Below are 22,117 nucleotides of genomic sequence, written 5' to 3'. Positions count from 1 at the left end.
AAATATATTGTTTTATGTATAATAAGAGTAATGTAATCTACAGTAAATAGAGAGAGGATACTATGTATAGAACGTTATTATTAGCAACCGTATTAACAACTTTTACACTAGGCGTATCTGTAAGTGCGATATCATTACATGATCCGACGGGTGAAGGTAGAGCTGCCTTTGAGAAAATTGCAGTGTACAACCGTGACGTTGTTAAAGTTTCAGGTCCTTATGATTCATGGGAGTTAGCTGTTAAGAATTTAGGGCGTGCTAAATATATTAGTGATATAGAACAACGTAAGACGATAGATAAATTACAGAGTCAATTGAAGCCTATATTAGGCAATTACTATGTATCAGCATATTACGTGGATTTTAATATTCTTACTCATGATGATGGTATGGTTAAAATAAAACCGACCGGTAATGATGTAGGTGAGACTAAATATATTGTAGAGTATAAAACTCAAGAGCATTATATTGATTCAATATTATGGAATCCTTTTGTAGAGAAAGTTATTACAGTAGCAGATCCGATTATTTCTTATGAGAATCAGTATGGAACGGGAAAACTTATAGTTGTGACAGCCTTTGGATATCAAGAGGATGTTCAAGGTTTTCCAGATAAGGGACTTATAGCTGCAAATAAAGCTTATAAGGCTGCTGAAGATACGTTAGTTAGTAGAGTGTTGGAATTAGGATGGGTTGATACATCTCGTGAAGCAGAGTTACGAGATTATTTAAATACAAATGATGGTGTTCATAAGGGGTACACTTTGGATGCCATGGGCTTTGGTGTTATGGCTCAAAAAGATCTCTTTCTTTATATAGATGATAAAGGTAATTTTCATCATAGGCACTATTCAGTTGTGAGTGAATGGGAAAAAAACTATAATAAAAATTTTTGGTTATATAATCGCCTTCCCCTTGATAAAAAGATAAAAGCTATTACTGTAGTTCAAACGGATTAAGGTAGATATAATAAAAAGCCAGATACAAGGTAAATACTTTTAAGTATGTATTTACCGTATCTGGCTTTTATTATTTTGTTACATCCGGCACTTTCCCAGGGTTCATATCGAGGTTTAAATCCGTCGATTTAAATGGGGAAGGATTTGCTTCTGGTGGCCGGACTTTGAGTTCTGGATGTAACCATTGTAATTGTTTTAGTTCCCAGTCGTACTTGGCACCGTCATTTTGTAGCTGACGAATATCTTTTAGGATTTCGTCTAGTTGGTCGCTATGTTTATTAGCCATCCCTTCAAGAATGTAAAGACGACCTGCTACACTGTCGATGGTAGAGCCATCGTGGTCTTCATCGACACGCCATTGTAATTCAGAGATTTGTATTTGCTGGAATATGATAACGATAACCAGCACAATGATAATGCCCCACATGGGAGCTTCTTTAGCTTTCAAAAGGGCTCGCAATTTAGATGCGAGCCCAGATGGTTTGTTCATTATTGACGATCCTCGAGTTGTAATCCAGGTAATGGTAATTTGGAATTTACAAAGTCTAACCAAAAGCGAGAAGCGTGGGAGAGGTAATGACCTTTTTTCCAAATAACATAAAGTGTATGAATGATTTCTGGTACGAGTGGACGTACAACGACCTTGGAACCAACCTCAGTGTTTTCACCAACCTCAGGGCAGAGGCGAGATGGCAACAATGCGATAGCAAGGTCTGCACTAACTGTTTGCAACATGAGATCACGTTGGCTTGTTTCAAATACGATATGAGGTTGGAAACCTGTATGTTTACAAGCTTTGATGATTTCGTCATGCAAGTTAAAGTTGTCTTTGTGCAATACGAAGGATTCATCAGCTAGCATTTCTAAACGAATTTCTTTTTCTTTCGCTAGAGGGCTAGATTTTGGAACGATAACGGAAAGTGGGTCACTAGTGAGGTAGAAGGACTCAAATTCTTTAGGATTTGGTTTCGTACAAATGATACCAATATCAATTAAGCCTTCTTGAACACTGATCTCAACTTTTTTAGAACCTTGTTCATAAAGTTCTGGTTCGATTTGTGGATATACTTTTTTGAACTCCCCTAAAAGCTGTGCAAAGATAGGTGCATCGGTAATTGGTGGAATACCAATTCTGATGGAACCTTGCTCCAAACGAAACTCGTTTTCAAAATCAGTTTTAAGATGTTCAAACATGAATACTACGCGTTTTGCGTGGGTTAAGAAGATGGTACCCCCATCAGTAAGTTCTACAGATTTAGCATTACGCATGAAGAGAACAACACCAAGTTCGTCTTCTAAAGCTTTAATAGTACGGCTGATAGCGGATTGGGAGATGTGCAAATTCCGCGCAGCTTTACTAAAGCTTTTTTGATCAGCTACTTCAACGAAGTATTTCAAATGATGAAAATCCATAATTAACCCCCTAAAAATAAAACTTGGTTATAGGAAGTGACCTAAACTAAATGAGAATAGTTATTACTATAACGCAATTAGCTATTACTTTATGTAAAGCATGGATAGCAATATTGGCAAAGCGACAGTCACTGTATGTGTTGCGTTGATAGGGCCCAGCACGTTATAATGTGCTTATAGGGCTATATCAAGTTATGATATTAGGAATTATGGTTGTGCCCACTACAAAAGTATGTTCACACATAATGCCATATTATATATAACATATATATTATTGCATTATTTTTTCATGTGCGCAAGTTTGTAATGGTTGTTATTCCTAAACATAATGATAGATTAAGCAAGTGTTCTATTTTTGCTAAATGCTTAAGGAGGCAATAATCACATGAGTCGTAAATTTAAAACTATGGACGGCAACCAAGCGGCTGCTCACGTTTCTTATGGTTTTACAGAAGTTGCTGCGATTTACCCAATCACTCCATCTTCCCCAATGCCAGAACACATTGACGAATGGGCTGCGTCTGGTCGTAAAAACATTTTCGGCAACACTGTTCAAGTTGTAGAAATGCAATCTGAAGCAGGTGCTGCTGCCGCAACTCACGGTTCTTTACAAGCTGGTGCATTAACAACAACTTTCACATCTTCCCAAGGTTTGTTATTGATGCTTCCTAACTTATATAAAGTAGCAGGTGAATTACTTCCAGGTGTATTCCAAGTAGCTGCTCGTGCATTGGCTGCACATGCTTTGGCTATCTTCGGTGACCACCAAGACGTAATGGCTGCTCGTGCAGCTGGCTGCGCTATGCTTGCTGAATCCTCTGTACAAGAAGTAATGGACTTGTCCGCTGTAGCTCACTTGACAGCTATTAAAACTCGTGTACCTTTCATTAACTTCTTCGACGGTTTCCGTACATCCCACGAAATTCAAAAAATCGAAATCTGGGACTATGAAGATTTAAAACCATTGGTTGACATGGACGCTGTTAAAGCTTTCCGTAAAAACGCTTTAAACCCAGATGCTCCTGTAACTCGTGGTACTGCAGAAAACCCTGACGTTTACTTCCAACATCGTGAAGCATCCAACAAATTCTACTTGAACGTTCCTGACGTTGTAGAACACTACATGAACGAAGTTAACAAATTGGCTGGTACTAACTACCAATTGTTCAACTACCATGGTGCTCCTGATGCAACTGACGTAATCGTAACTATGGGTTCCTCCGCTCAAGTAGTTCAATCCACTGTTGACTACTTAAACAAATTGGGCCGTAAAGTTGGTTTCATCAACGTTCACTTGTTCCGTCCATTCGCAACAGATCGTTTGTTGAAAGCTCTTCCTCAAACAGTAGAACGCATTGCAGTTCTTGACCGTACTAAAGAACCAGGCGCTTTGGCTGAACCATTGTTCTTGGACGTACAAGCTGCTGTAATCGACGGTGGCCGTAACGTAAAAGTTATCGCTGGTCGTTATGGTTTGAGCTCCAAAGACGTTATCCCTGCAGACATCGTAGCTGTATTCGATAACTTGGCTGCTGAAAACGGCAAGAAATTCTTCACATTGGGTATCAATGATGATGTTACATTCTTGTCCTTAGATCGTGCTGAAGGCGTAGAAGTTGAAACTCCTGGTTTGACTGAATGTAAATTCTGGGGCTTCGGTTCTGACGGTACTGTAGGTGCGAATAAATCCGCTATCAAAATCATCGGTGACCACACTGACATGTATGCTCAAGCATACTTCGACTACGACTCCAAAAAGTCTGGTGGCGTAACAATGTCTCACCTTCGTTTTGGTAAAAACCCAATCAACTTGCCTTACTTGATTACTGAACCTCAATTCGTAGCATGTCACCGTCAATCCTACGTACATGAATACGACTTGATCCGCGGCATCAAAAAAGGTGGTACATTCTTATTGAACTGTACTTGGTCTCCTGAAGAATTGAACGAACATTTACCTGCTAAATTACGTCGTCAAATCGCAGAAAAAGAATTGAACTTCTACATCATCAACGCTGCGAAAATCGCTTCCGAAATCGGTTTGGGCGGTCGTATCAACATGGTAACTCAAGCTGCATTCTTCAAATTGACTGAAATCATCCCTGTAGATGACGCTGTTAAATACCTTAAAGAATCCGTAGTAACTTCTTACGGTAAAAAAGGTCAAAATATCGTTGACATGAACAACGCTGCTATCGATCAAGGCGTTAACGCTTTGGTTAAAGTAGATGTTCCTGCTGACTGGAAAAACGCTGTTGATGAAGGCGGTCACGCAGTTAAACCTGGTTGCGAATCTTGCCCATCCTTCGTTCAAAACATTGCACAACCAATCAATGCACAAGCTGGTTATGATCTTCCTGTATCCACATTCGCTGGTTACGAAGACGGTACATTACCTGCTGGTACTGCTAAATACGAAAAACGCGGTCCTGCATTGTTCGTTCCAAAATGGTTACCAGAAAACTGTATCCAATGTAATCAATGTTCCTTCGTATGTCCACATGCTACAATTCGTCCAATCTTGGCAACTGAAGCAGAAGTGGCTGCAGCTCCAGAACATTTCGATACAATCCCTGCATTGGGCGCTAAAGACCTTCAATTCCGTATCGCAGTATCCCCATTAGATTGCTTGGGTTGCGGTAACTGTGTTGATATCTGTCCAGCTCCTAAAGGCAAAGCTATCGTAATGACTTCCATCGATTCCGAAATCGAACAAGCTGAAGCATGGAACTATGGTGTTAACCTTCCTGTAAAAGAAAACCCTATGAAGAAGGAAACTGTTAAAGGTTCCCAATTCGAACAACCATTGTTCGAGTTCTCCGGTGCTTGCGCAGGTTGTGGTGAAACTCCTTACGCTAAATTGTTAACTCAATTGTTCGGCGATCGCATGATGATTGCCAATGCAACTGGTTGTTCCTCCATCTGGGGTGCTTCCATGCCTGCATCTCCATACACAACTAACCAACAAGGTCAAGGTCCTTCCTGGGCAAACTCCTTGTTCGAAGACAATGCTGAGTATGGTTATGGTATGTTCATCGGCGTTAAGAAAATCCGTCAACAATTAGTTGAAGTAGCTTCTAAAGCTGTAGAAACTGCTACAGGCGAATTGAAAGCAGCTTTGGAACAATGGATCGAATTCGCTAACCTTGGTGCAGCAACTCGTCAACGTTCCGAACGTTTAGTAGCAGCTATCGAAGCTGAAGGTGCTACAACTCCAGAATTGAAAGAAATTCTTGAGAAAAAACAATTCTTGATCAAACGTTCCCACTGGATCTTCGGTGGTGACGGCTGGGCATACGATATCGGCTTCGGCGGTGTTGACCATGTATTAGCTTCTGGCGAAGACATCAACATCTTCGTATTCGATACTGAAGTATACTCCAACACTGGTGGTCAAGCTTCCAAATCCACTAATATCGCAGCAGTTGCTCAATTCGCAGCTTCTGGTAAACGTACTAAGAAAAAAGACCTTGGCATGATGGCTATGTCTTATGGTTATGTATACGTAGCACAAGTAGCTATGGGTGCAGATAAAAACCAATTGATGAAAGCTGTTGCAGAAGCTGAAGCATATCCAGGTCCTTCCTTGATCATCGCTTACAGCCCATGTATCAACCACGGTATCAAAGCTGGTATGGGTAAAGCTCAAGAAGAACAACGTAAAGCAGTTGCAGCTGGTTACTGGGATCTTTACAGATACAACCCTCAACTTAAAGAAGAAGGTAAAAATCCATTCTCCTTGGATTCCAAAGAACCAACTGAAAACTTCCAAGACTTCCTTAAAGGTGAAGTTCGTTACGCTTCCTTGGCTAAAGCAGCTCCAGATGTTGCAGAAGAATTGTTCGCTAAAACTGAACAAGACGCTAAAGATCGTCGCTTAAGCTATGTTCGCTTACAAAAAGGTTTCGAAGACGTAAAATAATTCGTTATTTAACGACTAAGAACTGATAAGAGGCACCCTCTCGAGGGTGCCTCTTTTGTATATAAAATTATATCTTCCATATGTTTGAGTCTATCTTACATTAATAGGGGCACGTCATGAATCTGTTATTCCTATGTTACTAATGCTTTTACCATAGGTAATATATTAGGAATTTGATATAATATTAGATAGTTATGCAGTTATACGTAAGTATATTGCATTGTTACATTGATAGATAACTAGGTAATTTTAATCGTAATATAGAGGTGCTTATGGCTAAGGATAACCAACAGATCACAACAGATGATATGCAACAAACAATATATAAAGAGTTAGGCTATAAATCCTATCCATTTCCATTTACAACACCTGCGTATTTAGAAGCGTATGGTACACTTGTAGGTCTTAATACTCCGCCTGCAAAGACAGCTCGTGTCCTTGAATTAGGTGCTACCTATGGTGGAAATATTATTTCTCAAGCTGTACATAATCCAGAAGCGACCTTTGTAGGTATAGAGCTTTCTCAAGATCAAGTAGAGAAGGGAAACAAAATTATTAGTGATGCTAAGTTGGATAATGTATCTCTAATTCAAGGGGATATTATGAACTTTGATGAGACCTTAGGAACCTTTGATTACATTATCGCTCATGGTTTTTACTCTTGGATTAGCGATGAGATGAAGGATAAATTGCTCGATATTATATCCAATCATTTGGCTGATAATGGTATTGCCTATGTGTCATATAATACATATCCTGGCTGGCATACGATGGAAGAGGTGCGTCAGCTCATGCTATTTGCTAATCGTGATCATGATGAATTAACACATAAAGAAAAGGTATTGCGCGGTAAGACTGTGGGCAGCTTAGTAGGTTCTCAAATTCTTAATTATGACAACCTTAAGGAACGTAATAGTAAATTCTTAGGCGCTTTGCGTTCTGTTATGCAAAAGGATGATTATTATGTAGGTCATGACCATTTAGAGCCTCATAATGATCCATGTTACTTCTATCAATTCAATGATCATTTGAAAGCTCACAATCTTACATATGTATGTGATGCAGATTTGACATTATCCATGGTTCGTACCTATGATGAAAGCATCGCCGATAAGCTTGAAAAATTGGCTCCTAATAGCCAAGCGGATCAAGAACAATATTTAGACTTTATGCTTGATACAACATTCCGCAAGTCTATTATTTGCAAAGAACGTGCTGCAAAGGATATTAACTATGATGTAGCTAATCCAGATAAGGTGAATACAGTACCTGTACGGACTATCGTAAATAGTTTTGTATTCCAAATCCTCTTTGATGAAGAAGCATTAGAAATGTTTGAAAATGACCTTGTACGAGATACATTCAAAGCGCTTATTAAAGATGGTGGCACTTTCAATATGATTGAAGCTCTTGCCATTTTAAAAGCTGCTCATGATGCTGCTAAGGCATCTGAAGATGATTTAGAACCAGCTGTATGTAGTTTGTATAAAGCTATCGTTGAACATATGGTACGGGGGGGTATTCGCTTCTATAAAACATTCCCTGATAAACAGGAATATATGGAAGGCTTATCCTATGTACCAGCACGTTTTACAAATTTTGTGAAAGCTATTGCTGACGGTGGTAGTGAATATATTTATGGCGCAAACATGTTCAATGATGCCATTGGTGATATTTCCGAAGAGGATTTATTGTTTATGGAATTGTTGAATAAACCTAAAGCTAAATCTACATTGATCAAGAAGATAAAGGATTCTCTCTTTAGCGCTGACAAGGCCCAAACTGGTAAGCATCAAAATGCCATGGCGGAAGCCTTCTATAATGAATTAACTAAGCGTATGGAGCAATTAGGCTTTATTAGAAGTAAGAAAACTGATGGTCTTTCTTAATCTATCGCTAGAATTCTAAGAATATATTTTGAGGTTCATATAATCTTCAGAATAAACATAAAACCCATTATACTTATAACATTTATGTGTATTAAGTAGTAATGGGTTTTTATTTTATATAATTTAATTTAATCTTTTTTAATAATTATTACATTTAGTTATTTAATATTGCTGAATAAGTATAGTAAATCGATAAAATTAATGAGAAATAAATGAACCATATATGAAAAGTATGGTATACTATGTATGGGTATTTTTGTGAACATCATCCTGTGTGTTGTGGATGATATTATATATTGTATTAGTTACAATGTTGTTTTTATTGTATTATTTGTAAAAGGAGTCTTTTATGGCATCTAAGAAGGCCGTTCTAGTATATATACTAGAAATCCTGAAAAGTGAAACGGATGCTAATCATACTTTATCTCAAGAAGAGATTCGCAGTATATTAGCCGAGCGGTACGAGGTATCCGTCGATCGGAAGACCTTAGGCCGTCATTTAAATGATTTATATGAATCTGGTGATTTTGGTATTCAATGTGAAGAGTCTGCCGTAGGAGCAGATGGCACGATTCGCCGTACTGATTTCTATATGATTCATACCTTTGAAGATTCAGAATTGAGATTATTAATTGATGGTATTTTGGCTTCTCGCCATATTACCGCATCTCAACGTAAGGATTTAATTAGTCGTGTTGCTAAATTGGGGAGCTCTCATTTCAAGCCTCATGGTATTGATATTGAAAGTGCTACGGGTTACCTTCATAGAAGTCAGGACTTATTCCTTAACATTGATCTCATAGAAGAAGCAATACAAAAGGGGAGAAAAATTTCCTTGGCTTATTGCCAACCTGACGTGGATAAACGTTTACATATTAATCTTGGTCCAGATAACAAGGAGCGGAAGTATGTATTCAATCCATTCCAACTAGTTATGAATCGGGGACATTATTACCTAGTTGGGAATCACGAAAATTATGATGACATGTCTACATTACGTGTCGATCGAATTGCGCACATTACGGTGCTTAGCGAACGGAGAAAACCTTTACGGGAGATAAAGGGCTATCATCAGCAACGCACCTTTAATGTGTCGCAATATGTAAAAGAACATATCTACATGTTCGGCGGTGAATCTGTTACTGTAAGCTTTAAGGCGAAGCGCTCCATTGTGAATCAAATTTTAGATTGGTTCGATGGCAATGTGGAATTCACCAGCGTTACAGCTGATGACGTTGTATGCCGTGTACGTGTTAATCACGATGCCTTTAAGTATTGGGCACTTCAATATATGCAAAGTGTGAAAGTACTTTCACCAGCATCCCTCGTAGCAGAAGTAAAAGAAGCTATTAAGGAAGGCCTAGAACAATACTCATAATAAAAGAGCTAGTTGATCGTTGAATCAACTAGCTCTATTTTTATATATGTAATTTTCAAATGGACGATTTCTAATTTATAGAACGTGCATTTTTTCTGCTTCTCGGTAATCCTTAAGGACTGGACGAGGCGGTAATTTGCCCATGATACTCACTACGTAGATTGCGATGGAAGAGAAGATGAAGCCTGGCACGATTTCGTAAAGGCCGAGGAATCCAAATTGTTTCCAAATGAGCACTGTTAAACCACCTACGATGATACCGGCGATACAGCCATGACGTGTCATACGTTTCCAGAATAAGGAGAACAAGATGGCAGGACCAAAGGCGGCACCAAAGCCTGCCCATGCATAGGCAACCATTGTTAAGATGTAGCTATCAGGATCCATCGCCATATAGATGGCAATCAATGCTACGATAAGTACTACGATACGACTTACGAGTACTAATTCCTTATCACTTGCTTTAGGATGAATGATATTGGCATAGAAGTCGTTAGAAATAGCAGAAGCTGTTACTAATAACTGTGCAGATGCGGTACTCATAATAGCTGCGAGTACTGCAGACCAGATGAGACCTGCTACAAATGGAGTAAAGAGACGTTCTGTCATGATGAGGAATACGGTTTCCGCATCAGTGCCTACTAATACATCAGGCAACATATATACGTGACCGATGAGGCCTACAGCGATGGCTGCCATAAGGGATAAGATAACCCAAACCATGGCGATGTTTGTAGATTTCTTAAGCTCTTTCGCATCAGAGATAGCCATGAATCTTACGAGGATATGAGGTTGACCGAAGTAGCCAAGACCCCAACCAAGAGAAGAGATTAAGCCAATAGCCCATGTGAACCAATCAGATGGATCACCAAATAGGCTAAGTCCTTGCGGAAACTCATGTTGAATGAGTTGGAATGTTTCAATAGGGCCACCCATAAACATGGCAGCCGTAATTGGTACTGCTAAGATGGCGAAGAACATCAATGCCCCTTGGATACAGTCTGTCCAAGATACAGCGAGGAAGCCACCGAGGAATGTATAGAATACGACGATGCCTGCTGTAATAAAGAGGGACACTGTGTAATCAAGACCAAAGATGGTATTGAACAACTTGCCACCTGCTACGAACCCTGATGATGTATATATCAAGAAGAAAATCAAGATAAATAAGGCGGAAATGACAGCTACCGAATGGGATTGATCGTGGAAACGATTCTTCAAGTAATCCGGTAAGGTTAAACTGTCGCTAGCTACCTCTGTATGGTTACGCAAGCGTCTAGAAACGAATTTCCAGTTCGCCCATGTACCTAATGTGAGGCCTACGGCAATCCATACACCAGAAATCCCCGTAGTATACGCTAGGCCCGGCACACCCATGAGCATCCAACCACTCATATCTGATGCTTCCGCACTAAGTGCTGTAATCCATGGTCCTAGTTGTCGGCCACCGAGGATGTAATCACCAATGCTATTAGATTTCCTGTAATAGTAGACTCCGATATACATCATGAGTCCTAGGTATAAGGCAAAGGCGATCATAATCATTAAGTTGTCTTGTGTCATGCCTATATAAGACCTCCTTAGGTTGTAGTTTTATTCTATAGTATTATAAATAATTCCTATTGTACCATATATTAGCACTTTAGAGTGTAAAAATTTCGTGATATTACGTAGTTTCTATACAAATTTTGAAGATTGGTTTTCTACATATGTATTAGACGTTGGACTAATAAATCGTTTATACTAATAAGCCCAATGGCATATGAAATATGTTAAAATATAAGAATGGAAAAATGATATTTCGTGTTTTGTATACGAAATTTCGTCATTGATAGTCGTAATTATGGTCTTGTATGTATATTTCTGGAACATGAAAGGAGGGCCCTATGGAACAACAACAAACCACAAAGAACGTTGTGGGAACACAGCGTGATGGGGCGAACCAACAGGCCCAAATGAAGCAACACGCATTGCGTATGTTGGAAACCTACTTTGGGTATACCTCCTTTAGACCGGCTCAAGAGGCGCCCGTTGCATCCTTGTTACGTAACGAAGATGTAATTGGCATTATGCCGACGGGGGCTGGCAAGTCTATCTGTTTCCAGATTCCTGCGCTTTGTAAGCCGGGCCTTACTATCGTGTTTTCGCCGCTCATTTCTCTTATGAAAGACCAGGTAGATGGTCTATTAGTGCAGAACATTCCAGCGGCACTCATTAATAGTACCCTTACCCAAGCGGAGTTTAATAAGACTATGTACGAGGTACGTAGTGGTAAGATTAAGCTCTTATATATTGCACCAGAGCGACTAGGTTCTAATTTCTTCTGTAATGTATTGCGAGCATTGCCTATAGCTCAAGTTATCGTTGATGAGGCTCACTGTATTTCTGAGTGGGGCCATGACTTTAGACCGTCCTATCAGCTCATTGGTGAGTGGCTCAACTCGCTACCGAAGAGACCTATCGTAGGTGCTTTCACAGCGACGGCGACGAAATATGTAGAAAATGATATCAAGAAACTATTAGGTCTCGATAATGCGAATGTGTACGTAACGGGCTTTGACCGGTCTAATTTATCCTTCTCTGTCATCCGTACACCTAAACGCATGGATTATGTAGTCCATTATGTGCGTCAACATGCCAATGAAAATGGTATTATCTACTGTGCGACGCGCAAGGATGTAGATCGGGTGTATGAAAATCTAACCCGTGCAGGCATTAAGGTGGGTCATTATCACGGAGGGCTCAGCGACGAGGTGCGTCGTGAGATGCAAAATGCCTATGCAGATGACAAATTGCAGGTTATGGTGGCTACCAATGCCTTTGGCATGGGGATTGATAAGAGCAATGTGCGCTATGTGTTGCATTACCAAATGCCGCGCAACATGGAATCCTACTATCAAGAGGCGGGCCGTGCAGGTCGCGATGGAGCCCCTGCAGAATGTATCTTGCTCTACAGTGGGCAGGATGTACAGGTTCATAAGTATTTGATTGAACAGTCCATCGAGACGCCTGAGCGACAAGAGGTAGAGCTTCGTAAATTACAGTCTATGATTGACTACTGTTTCTGCAGTAATTGCTTACGTAAATATATGCTTAACTATTTTGGTGAAAGCACCGTTTGGACTACTTGTGATAATTGTAGTTCTTGTAAAGGCTCCGGTGATAAGGTAAATGTAACGAAGGAGGCGAAGGCCATCTTCCGTGCTATTATGGGGACCGATGAGCGCTATGGTGCCTCTATGATTACCTCTATAGTACGTGGTGATCGAACTGACCGCATTATGTGGGCAGGCCACGATGCACTGCCTGTCTTTGGTTTGCTAAGTAATGTAGACGAGAAATCTATTAAAGGGCTCATCCAACAGTTTGTAGCTTCTGGGTACTTGCGTAGTTCTTCAGGTAAGTATCCTGTGCTATCCTTGACGGCTGGTGCTGAGGAGGTCCTTGCTGGGCATAAAGAGGTAGAGGAAATCAGACAACATGTATCAGTACCATCTCGAACTAGTCGGTCTACGTCTACTACATCACGAGGAAAAGCTAGTTCCGGGGCGGGTGGTTTATTTGAACATTTACGACAACATCGTAAGCGCTTAGCTGAAGAAGCAGGTCTTCGACCATATCTTATCTTCCCTGATACAGTGCTCATTGACCTTGCTAATTTACGACCAACCACATTAGGTGAGTTTGGCAATGTTAAAGGCGTAGGGGAAGCAAAATTGAAAAAATATGGCCTCAGCTTTTTACAGGCCATTACAGAATATAAGAGATAATAAATTTTACTGTATATATGGTAGTACGATGTATTTTTTAGTATGATAGTACTATATATTGTAAGATATAAGGTTAGTATTATTCGACGTATTATATATAAGATTTAGGGGGACATATGAGTCTAGCAGATACACAATACCTCGGTATTATTGAAAATATTTTAGAACACGGCACGTATGGTCAAAATCGTACCGGTGTTGCAACTTATAAATTGCCACATCAAATTATGCAATTCGACTTGCAAGAGGAATTTCCAATTTTGACTACAAAATTTGTAGCTTTCAAAACGGCGGTAAAAGAATTGTTATGGATTTGGCAAATGCAATCTAACGATGTACGTAAATTACAAGAAATGAACGTGCGCGTATGGGATGAGTGGATGCGTGAAGATGGTACTATTGGTAAGGCTTATGGTTACCAAATTGCAAAGTACAAACAACTTGATAAGCTCATCAAGACTATCAAGGAAGATCCGGATAGCCGCCGTATGATTGTTACATTGTGGAATATTGAAGATTTAGATGATATGGCATTGCAACCATGTGCGTATGAAACATTATGGGACGTAGCTGATGGACACTTAAACTGCATGCTCATCCAACGTAGTGGCGATATGGGCCTTGGCGTTCCATTTAATACAGCTCAATATGCAGCATTACAATGCATGATTGCCCAAGTTACCGGTCTTAAACCTGGTAAATTTACTCATGTTATCAACAATGCTCATGTCTATGAAAACCATGTAGAAGCATTGCGCGAGCAATTAGCACGTCGCGATCAAGCATTGTCAGCTCCAAAAATTATTGTGAATCCTGAGGTAAAAGACTTCTATGACTTCACACCAGAGGACGTTACATTAGACGGGTATGAACATCTAGGTAAATTGTCCATGACTGTTGCTGTATAGCATTATATTCATGACAATTGTTAAATAGCATAATATGTATGGCTGTTGCTATATAGTATTGTGTTCGTAGACATTGCTAAATAGCATAATTTATGACTGTTGCCATATAGCATTAACCGAAAGAGGCCAGTATGTTAGCATTAATCGTAGCCGTAGCACATAATCGTGTGATCGGTAAAGATAATACCTTGATTTGGCACTTGCCGAATGATTTGAAATTCTTTAAAGAGAAAACGACAGGTCATGTCATCATTATGGGCCGTAAGACCTTTGAAAGTTTGCCGTTCTTGTTGCCAAATCGTGAGCACTGGGTGATTACCCGTGATAAGGGCTTTGATGCGCCAGAAGGAGTTAAGATTTTCCATAGTCCTGAGGCGGCTTCAGAAGCAGCGCGTGTTCTTGATGCGGCCTATGTTATCGGCGGTGCTCAAGTATACGAGGCTTTCTTGCCTTACGTGGATACGATGTACATTACAGAAGTAGACCACGAATTTGAAGGGGATGCATTTTTCCCAGAGTTCTCAGAGGAGGCTTTCACCATTGAATCCGTTGTAGACGGCGTGGTGGATGAGAAGAATACATATCCTCATCGTTTTGTAACCTATCGCAGAAAGGCATCTAAATGAGTGAAAGAATGTTTGCCATTATTGGCAGTGAATTAAATGTTAAGCCAAAGCAGGTGCAAGCTGCCGTAGAATTATTAGACGAAGGCAATACGGTGCCATTTATTGCGCGTTACCGTAAAGAGGTAACGGGCGAATTGCAAGATGAGCAATTGCGCACCATTGAAGAACGCATTAAATATCTGCGCAACTTGGAAACACGTCGCCAAGAAATCATTGCATCTATTACAGAGCAAGAAAAGATGACCGACGAGTTGATGAAGTCCTTAGAAGCAGCAACAAAGCTTCAAGAGTTAGAGGATCTCTATTTACCGTATCGTCCTAAGAAACGTACCCGTGCTATGATTGCCCGTGAACGTGGATTAGAGCCGTTAGCGGAAATGATCCTTAACGATACAGTTACCTCTGGCGATCCATTAGAGATCGCTAAAGAATTTGTAACGGAAGAGGTGCCAACACCGGAGGACGCTATTCAAGGTGCATCAGATATCGTAGCGGAAATTGTTAGTGATAGTGCAGACTTCCGTGCATATTTGCGTAAAAAGATGTGGAACGAAGGCTTTATTCAAGCTGAGTTGACTGGTGATGAAGAGATACAACAACAGTTCTTGCAATACGCAGAATATGTTGAACCGGTTCGACAAATGCCGTCTCACCGTATCTTGGCGGTTAATCGCGGTGAAAAATTAGGAGCTTTGAAATTAGCCCTTACCGTACCAGGTGATACTTATGTTGCTTACATGGTGCAACGGTTAGAGAAAAATCCAAAATCCATCTTCGCAGACTATAAAGCGGCTGCAGTAGCCGATGCGTATAAACGTCTAATTTTCCCTGCTCTAGAGCGTGATATCCGTAATGAGTTGACGGAAAATGCGGACGAACAAGCTATCAAGGTATTTGGTGTAAACCTTAAGAATCTATTGTTACAACCGCCTTTGGCAGGTCATGTTATCATGGGCCTTGACCCTGGTTACCGTACAGGTTGTAAGATGGCTATCATCGACCAACAAGGTAATGTGCTAGATTATGGTGCCTACTATTTAACTAATAGTGAAAAGCTTCGCAAAGAAGCGCAAAAGGTATTGGCAGATAAAATCCGTAAGTTTAAGGTTACTCTCTTATCTATTGGTAATGGTACTGCATCCTATGAAACAGAGCAGTTTGCTTCCACCATGATTGAAGAGGAAAAATTAGACTGCCACTACATCATCACCAATGAAGCGGGCGCATCTGTATACTCTGCTTCTAAATTGGCTATCGATGAATTACCAGATTTAGACGTAACCATACGCGGTGCCGTATCGATTGCGCGCCGAGTACAAGATCCATTAGCTGAATCTGTTAAGATCGATCCAAAATCTATCGGCGTAGGTCAATACCAACATGATGTAAATCAAAAGCAATTGACTCATACCCTAGATCAAGTGGTTGAAACTGTAGTAAACCACGTTGGGGTAGAGCTCAACACAGCATCTCCAGCTATCTTGCAACATATTGCAGGTATCTCTAGTACAGTGGCTAAAAACATCGTTGCATACCGTCAAGAGAATGGCGTATTTAAAAGTCGTAAGGAATTGCTAAAAGTACCGCGTTTAGGTCCTGCAGCGTTCACACAATGTGCTGGTTTCCTTCGCTTGCAACACGGTAAAAATCCACTAGATAATACATCTGTCCATCCTGAGTCCTATGAATTGGCAGAACGCATTATTGGTGAATTGGGCTTTACCTTAAAAGATTTGCAAGATAAGGCGCAACTAGAAGCGTTACAAGTGAAATTACCGCTCGTTGATGCGGAGAAAATGGCCGCTAAACTTGATGCGGGGGTACCAACTGTACGAGATATTCTAGCTGCTTTGGCAAAACCAGGTCGTGACCCTCGTGAAGATTTACCGGCACCGCTTACGAGAAAACATGTAGTAAGCCTTGAAGATATCAAGGTCGGCACTGTGGTAAAAGGTACGGTTCATAACGTAGTTGACTTCGGTGCCTTTGTAGACTTTGGACTTAAAACTAATGGTCTATTGCATCGCAGTGAACTTTGTAACAGCCGTCAACATCCATCTGATGTGCTTGCTGTAGGCGACATCATCGAAGCTCAAATCATTTCTGTTGATGTAAAACGTAATCGTATCGGTTTATCTGTAAAAGCATTGCAACCAGAAAAACCAAAGAATAACGATAATAACCGCAATAGAAATAATAATGGTCAACGTCGAAATAACAATCGTGACAATAACCGTAATAATGACCGTAATAATGGTGGTCGACAAAATAATAATCGCAATGGTGGGAACCGTAATAATGGGGACCGTCGTAACGGATAATCTCATATATTTTTGGCTTCAAGAATAGAATTTTATATTATATTACATTATATAAATAATAATCAGTTGAGAATTATTCTTGACTAAAAATCATGGTCCCCGAAACCGCACTCCCTATGGTCTTAGAGGGTGCGGTTTTTCTATATAACCTAAAACTATGTATAATAATGCGGAATGGATATATCGAAAACGATATATCTTATTGAAAAATTTAGATATAAGGCGTATGATGAAATTACAGAGGAGATCTTCCTCAATATATGTTCCTAAATAGGAGGTAATGCTATGTGCTTAAACCTTAAAGAAAGATATGGACTTTTAATTAATAATGAATGGGTAGCGGCATCTGATGGTGCTGAATTTAATGTATATAACCCTTCTAATGGCGAACAACTTGCTATCTGTGCAGAGGCTACAAAAGACGATGTTGATAAAGCGGTAGACGCTGCAACAGAAGCTTTTAAAACTTGGAAAAAAGTATCTCAAGTAGAGCGCGCTGATTACTTGTTAAAAATTGCTGACGCTATTGATGCTCATAAAGAGCACTTGGCACAAGTTGAAACATATGACAATGGTAAACCGATCCGTGAAACTTTAAATGTAGATATTCCGCTTGGTGCTGACCATTTCCGTTACTTCGCAGGTGTACTTCGTTCCGAAGAAGGCTCCGCACAAGTATTTGATGAAAATACATTGAACCTCATCCTTCGTGAACCGATTGGCGTTGTAGGTCAAGTAGTACCTTGGAACTTCCCGTTCCTAATGGCAGCTTGGAAATTGGCACCAGCACTTGCAGCAGGGTGTACAGTTGTTATCAAACCTTCTAGCCATACATCCCTTAGCCTTTTAGAAGTAGGTGATATTTTGAAAGAAATCTTGCCAGCAGGGGTTGTAAATATCGTAACAGGTAAAGGCTCTAAATCTGGTCAATATATCCTTGATCATCCTGGTTTCAGCAAACTTGCTTTCACAGGCTCCACTGAAGTAGGTCTTGATGTATATAAAGCAGCATCTGAACGCTTGATTCCTGCTACATTGGAATTAGGTGGTAAATCTGCGAATATTTTCTTTGAAGATGCAAACTGGAAACAAGCTCTTGATGGGGCAATGCTCGGTATCCTCTTCAACCAGGGTCAAGTATGCTGCGCAGGTTCCCGTATCTTCGTACAAGATACAATTTATGATAAATTTGTAGCTGAACTTTCCGCTTTATTTGATAAAGTAAAAGTTGGTTTACCTTGGGAAGAATCTACACAACTTGGTGCCTTGATTTATGAAGATCAAGTTAAGAAAGTACTTAGCTATGTAGATCTTGCTAAAGAAGAAGGCGCTCGCATTGCAGCTGGTGGTGTACGCGTTACTGACGGCGAACTTGGTAAAGGTTGCTTCATTAGACCTACACTTATCGTAGACGCTACAAACGATATGCGCGTAGCTCGCGAAGAAATCTTCGGTCCTGTAGCGGTTGTTATTAAATTCCACAGCGAAGAAGAAGTGATCGAACAAGCTAATGACAGCTTATACGGTCTTGGCGGTGGCGTATTCACGCAAAACCTTAACCGTGCCATCCGCGTAGCTCGTGCAATCGAAACAGGTCGTATGTGGGTTAATACATATAACTCCATCCCAGCAGGTGCACCATTCGGTGGCTACAAACAATCTGGTATCGGCCGTGAAACTCATAAAGTTATCCTTGAACACTACACTCAAATGAAAAACATCATTATCAACTTGAGTGATAAACCATCTGGATTCTACGACTTAGATTAATAAAATATAAATCTCTTCAATAAACTATAATAAAGAGGCACCTCATAAGAGGTGCCTTTTTTGCGTTTAATTTGAGGGTAGTTTCTTATATATGGATGTATACTGTATGCTATAATTAAGGCCAACTAAGAGTGTGTTGTAAAAGAGATTGGAGAGACAATGAGTAAATTAGATATATTAGGTATAGAGTTCATTATTGTATCTATAGTATTGAGTGTAATGCTTTATAAACTTGAAATAAGTAAGCAGATCGTTGACGAAGCGTATGAATATATAAAAAAACATAGAGCTTTTGGTCCCTTAACTAAGTATCTAAGTATAATTAGTATTATAAGTATTGTTTTAATAGATTTTAAGTTTATAATCTATTGGGATTATGGATTCATTATAACTTATGGGGGTGGATGGGTTGTTATGAGCCTTCTCACTATCTGTACAGGATTTTTACAAAAGAAAAATAGTGTATATTTTAAACGGGGGTTTATTGCTATATTGTCGATATTGATATTTATTGCTGTATATATGTATGCATTTCGTGATGTATTTTTTTAGTAGTAAACCAAAAATAGAAAACTATTAGGTAATATCAATATAGATATTGTTTTGAGAGGGTGCCTATGAATTCAAAGCGAGTATTGAAATGGATTGGTTGTGTTGTTGCTGCCATATTATTAATTTATATTACTTTAATGGTAATAGTAATTTTATTGTTAGTTGGTAGTAGTGAGTTTAAGAATAGCTCCATTCATTTAACTGAATTTCGTAATAGTACATTATTTTATGACGATGAAGATCATAAGATTGCTGATAAAGTAGTTGCTGTTCATGAGGTGGATAATAAACTTTATTATATAACTTTAGATGGTATTGGTATTTTTGATGAAAATGTAAGTTTATTAGATACTTGGAATAAAGATCTTAATAAATATAATACTTTCATCCCTCGGATAGATGTTAAAGAAACACATTTTAATGTGAGCCTTGATGAGTTATACCCTAATATTTCTAGTCTTGATGAAACTGATAGAGATATATGGCATGAGATCTTTTTTGATAGTGAGAAACGATATACAGGTCCACACGCTGGATATACTATAAAGCTACCTTTCTATGTATCATATAGAAAGGAAGATATGGTTAAGCATAATGATATAGTAGATCTTTCTACAGGGCATATTATTGGTAAGTATGGTAGTGAGCATATTTTAAGAAATAATGCTTATTATAATTTTGAATTTGGAAAATTGACTAAAATTGATTTTTCCCAGAAAGGCATATATAGCTATTATTCTGACAATCTTAATATAGGTAGGTTTAGCAAGAATAATTTAGGTGATGAGGGATATGAATCTTATGCACAAAATGAGTTAAATAAAGTAAGGATGAAAGATTTAACGGTATTACCTAACTTAATGAATCAACAATTCATAGTATTTGATTCCTTTAATGAGTTTTCTGATTTTGATAAAGATACCTTTGAAGCATTAGCTATTAATGCAATTAAAAATAGGAAGGCATTACAATTAGGACCATTAGAAAACCAGACCTTACAGCAATACTTAAGTAAATAGAATCAATATATAGTGAAGAGTATTTGTACTGGGTAGGAATAAGAAGTATAAAATTATATCCTTTGCCTATAGTTGCAATGAGGAGCATTATTATGGATCAATTTCGAATAAGTAAAATGTTAAAAATGAATAATTTACAAGACATTTTGAGTTCTGGCAAAGTTAATGCAGATGAAGGTGAGCAGATATATAGATTTTTGCTAATAAATGATTATTATATATCTAATGAGTATGAAGTAGTAAATACTCTCTTTAAAGTTATGGTTCTAAATGACTTGTGGGATGCTCAAATTGCGTTGCGATATTTTGAGTACTTAAATTATGAAGGTTGGGAATATGAATGTTTAATAGTAAGAGGCATACTTTTAGAAAATAATCTAAGCTTGGCAGGTGAATTCTGCTTAGAAACCAAATTAGTTCAAAATGGACTTAGTTACTTTAGAGATAATGCAATTTGGAGAGGTAAAGATTATGATAATGAGGATATTCCGGTGTCTTTAGTAGAGTGGGCAATAGGATATGATTATGAGAAAAAAACTTTTTATGAAATCAAATAGCTATGCTATATAGTCTTGACTAATCGTTTCATAAGTAAAAGAGGTGCCACTCAGGCGACACCTCTTTTATTAATATTGGGATAAGCGAAATATTTTTCTATACTCTTGCGGTGCATCAGATCCATCAGATGGTTTTATAATGACTCTAATATATATTTTTTCTTTGAAATCTGGATATGTTGCAGCATATTCTTTGCAGAATTGATCCATACGATTGTAAAAGTTTATTACATCTTGATGTTGTATAGCCGAATAGGGGATAGGCATTTCAATATACAAAGAAGATGTATCATATGTGGCATAGGATAGCTCCTCTGCCGTTAGATAGTTTTTCATTAATGGGAATGCTGTTATCAGCGGAATGTTGGTTATCAGTACTCGATCAACTTGTGGTACAACAGGTGCAGAGGTGTGCATGACTTCAGATATTTCAATAGGCATTTGTGGATACTTGTCAAAGGTGACTTGCCATGTATTATTCCTTTGTGACTCCAAGTGATATGTTAGGTTAGGATAATTCTTACTTATATATTGTTGAACTTCCTCTTGGCTGTAATGTGAGAGAAGATGACAACCCGTTGTTAGTATAAGGGATAGTACAATCAACGGTAGTAATACAAATCTTTTAAGAGTAAATGGTTTCATTGGTATTCCTTTTATACTACTTTAGAAAGTTCATTAAATCGTAATTGCTTAATTATTGGCGATATTTTGAAGTATATTCTTTTAATTATATTATACCTAAAACATATTTTTACTTATATAGTTGATTAATACCATACAATTCGCCTATAAACTATAACAACGAGGCACCTCTTTTGTACTTAACGAGTCTATTACCTGTGACTGTATACGCTATGTTATAATTGTAGCCATATGAAAATGTGTTGTTTGAGAGGGCGGTATATACCATGATTCACATAGATTATCTATTAGTTATAGGAATATTACTTAGCATTTTACTCTTTCTTTTGGTTGGAGTATTTTACTATAGTAAAGCTAAACTTTTACAGGGACTCAATATTTGGCTCTT

Annotated in this window: 16 protein-coding genes; 12 read left to right on the top strand and 4 right to left on the bottom strand. The window is 38.7% G+C overall.

Annotation, left to right across the window (positions count from 1 at the left end; all coding sequences use genetic code 11):
- Positions 1 to 62: 62 nt before the first annotated feature.
- Entirely contained in the window at positions 63 to 959 is an 897-nt protein-coding gene (locus EL171_RS07360; protein WP_005385642.1) for a hypothetical protein, read from the top strand.
- Positions 960 to 1,029: 70 nt separating this feature from the next.
- On the opposite strand, the gene EL171_RS07355 is transcribed toward EL171_RS07360, so the two are convergent.
- Together EL171_RS07355 and EL171_RS07350 are read right to left on the bottom strand one after the other, a co-directional pair.
- Entirely contained in the window at positions 1,030 to 1,449 is a 420-nt protein-coding gene (locus EL171_RS07355; protein WP_005385645.1) for a hypothetical protein, read from the bottom strand.
- Entirely contained in the window at positions 1,449 to 2,372 is a 924-nt protein-coding gene (locus tag EL171_RS07350) for a LysR family transcriptional regulator (protein ID WP_005385647.1), read from the bottom strand. The genes EL171_RS07355 and EL171_RS07350 overlap by 1 nt, the downstream gene beginning before the upstream one ends.
- A 385-nt stretch (positions 2,373 to 2,757) precedes the next feature.
- Here EL171_RS07350 and nifJ point away from each other — a divergent pair, with 385 nt between their 5' ends.
- The 3 genes from nifJ (at position 2,758) to EL171_RS07335 (ending at position 9,561) form a co-directional block, all read left to right on the top strand.
- On the top strand, positions 2,758 to 6,294 hold the full coding sequence (nifJ, locus tag EL171_RS07345; RefSeq protein ID WP_005385648.1) for a pyruvate:ferredoxin (flavodoxin) oxidoreductase: 3,537 nt from the start codon (positions 2,758 to 2,760) through the stop codon (positions 6,292 to 6,294).
- A gap of 272 nt (positions 6,295 to 6,566) precedes the next feature.
- The gene (locus EL171_RS07340) at positions 6,567 to 8,183 is read left to right on the top strand and encodes a methyltransferase regulatory domain-containing protein (RefSeq protein ID WP_005385651.1); all 1,617 of its coding nucleotides are present in this window, start codon (positions 6,567 to 6,569) and stop codon (positions 8,181 to 8,183) included.
- Between the two features lie 349 nt (positions 8,184 to 8,532).
- Positions 8,533 to 9,561, top strand: a complete 1,029-nt coding sequence (locus EL171_RS07335; RefSeq protein ID WP_005385653.1) for a helix-turn-helix transcriptional regulator — start codon at positions 8,533 to 8,535, stop codon at positions 9,559 to 9,561.
- 75 nt (positions 9,562 to 9,636) lie between these two features.
- Here the strand turns inward: EL171_RS07335 and putP are convergent, their stop codons facing one another.
- Complete coding sequence (putP, locus tag EL171_RS07330) at positions 9,637 to 11,124, bottom strand: sodium/proline symporter PutP (RefSeq protein ID WP_005385655.1); 1,488 nt, start codon at positions 11,122 to 11,124, stop codon at positions 9,637 to 9,639.
- A 323-nt stretch (positions 11,125 to 11,447) separates the two neighbouring features.
- Between putP and recQ the strand changes: the two genes are divergently transcribed.
- The 8 genes from recQ (at position 11,448) to EL171_RS07290 (ending at position 21,084) form a co-directional block, all read left to right on the top strand.
- A complete protein-coding gene (gene recQ / locus EL171_RS07325) occupies positions 11,448 to 13,331 on the top strand; it encodes a DNA helicase RecQ (RefSeq protein ID WP_005385656.1) in 1,884 nt (627 codons plus the stop codon).
- A 116-nt stretch (positions 13,332 to 13,447) separates the two neighbouring features.
- Positions 13,448 to 14,239: a thymidylate synthase gene (locus EL171_RS07320; protein ID WP_005385657.1), complete on the top strand. Its 792-nt coding sequence runs from the start codon at positions 13,448 to 13,450 to the stop codon at positions 14,237 to 14,239.
- A gap of 131 nt (positions 14,240 to 14,370) precedes the next feature.
- Positions 14,371 to 14,865, top strand: coding sequence for a dihydrofolate reductase (locus EL171_RS07315; RefSeq protein ID WP_005385658.1), 495 nt, complete (start codon positions 14,371 to 14,373; stop codon positions 14,863 to 14,865).
- Positions 14,862 to 17,186 carry a Tex family protein gene (locus EL171_RS07310; RefSeq protein ID WP_005385659.1) on the top strand — a complete coding sequence of 775 codons (2,325 nt, stop codon included), beginning with the start codon at positions 14,862 to 14,864 and terminating at the stop codon, positions 17,184 to 17,186. The genes EL171_RS07315 and EL171_RS07310 overlap by 4 nt, the downstream gene beginning before the upstream one ends.
- 285 nt (positions 17,187 to 17,471) lie before the next feature.
- Entirely contained in the window at positions 17,472 to 18,956 is a 1,485-nt protein-coding gene (locus EL171_RS07305; protein WP_005385660.1) for an aldehyde dehydrogenase family protein, read from the top strand.
- 159 nt (positions 18,957 to 19,115) lie between these two features.
- Complete coding sequence (locus tag EL171_RS07300) at positions 19,116 to 19,508, top strand: hypothetical protein (protein ID WP_005385661.1); 393 nt, start codon at positions 19,116 to 19,118, stop codon at positions 19,506 to 19,508.
- Between the two features lie 65 nt (positions 19,509 to 19,573).
- Positions 19,574 to 20,527 (top strand): hypothetical protein, encoded by a 954-nt coding sequence (locus EL171_RS07295; RefSeq protein WP_005385662.1) that lies wholly within the window; start codon positions 19,574 to 19,576, stop codon positions 20,525 to 20,527.
- Between the two features lie 92 nt (positions 20,528 to 20,619).
- Positions 20,620 to 21,084, top strand: coding sequence for a hypothetical protein (locus tag EL171_RS07290; RefSeq protein WP_005385663.1), 465 nt, complete (start codon positions 20,620 to 20,622; stop codon positions 21,082 to 21,084).
- A gap of 69 nt (positions 21,085 to 21,153) precedes the next feature.
- Here EL171_RS07290 and EL171_RS07285 read toward each other — a convergent pair whose 3' ends face one another.
- Entirely contained in the window at positions 21,154 to 21,729 is a 576-nt protein-coding gene (locus tag EL171_RS07285; protein ID WP_005385664.1) for a hypothetical protein, read from the bottom strand.
- Positions 21,730 to 22,117: the final 388 nt, after the last annotated feature.

The organism is Veillonella dispar (assembly GCF_900637515.1).
Classification (GTDB): domain Bacteria; phylum Bacillota; class Negativicutes; order Veillonellales; family Veillonellaceae; genus Veillonella; species Veillonella dispar.
Note: the sequence above shows the minus strand (reverse complement) of the source record. Positions and strands in the feature narration are given on the sequence as shown.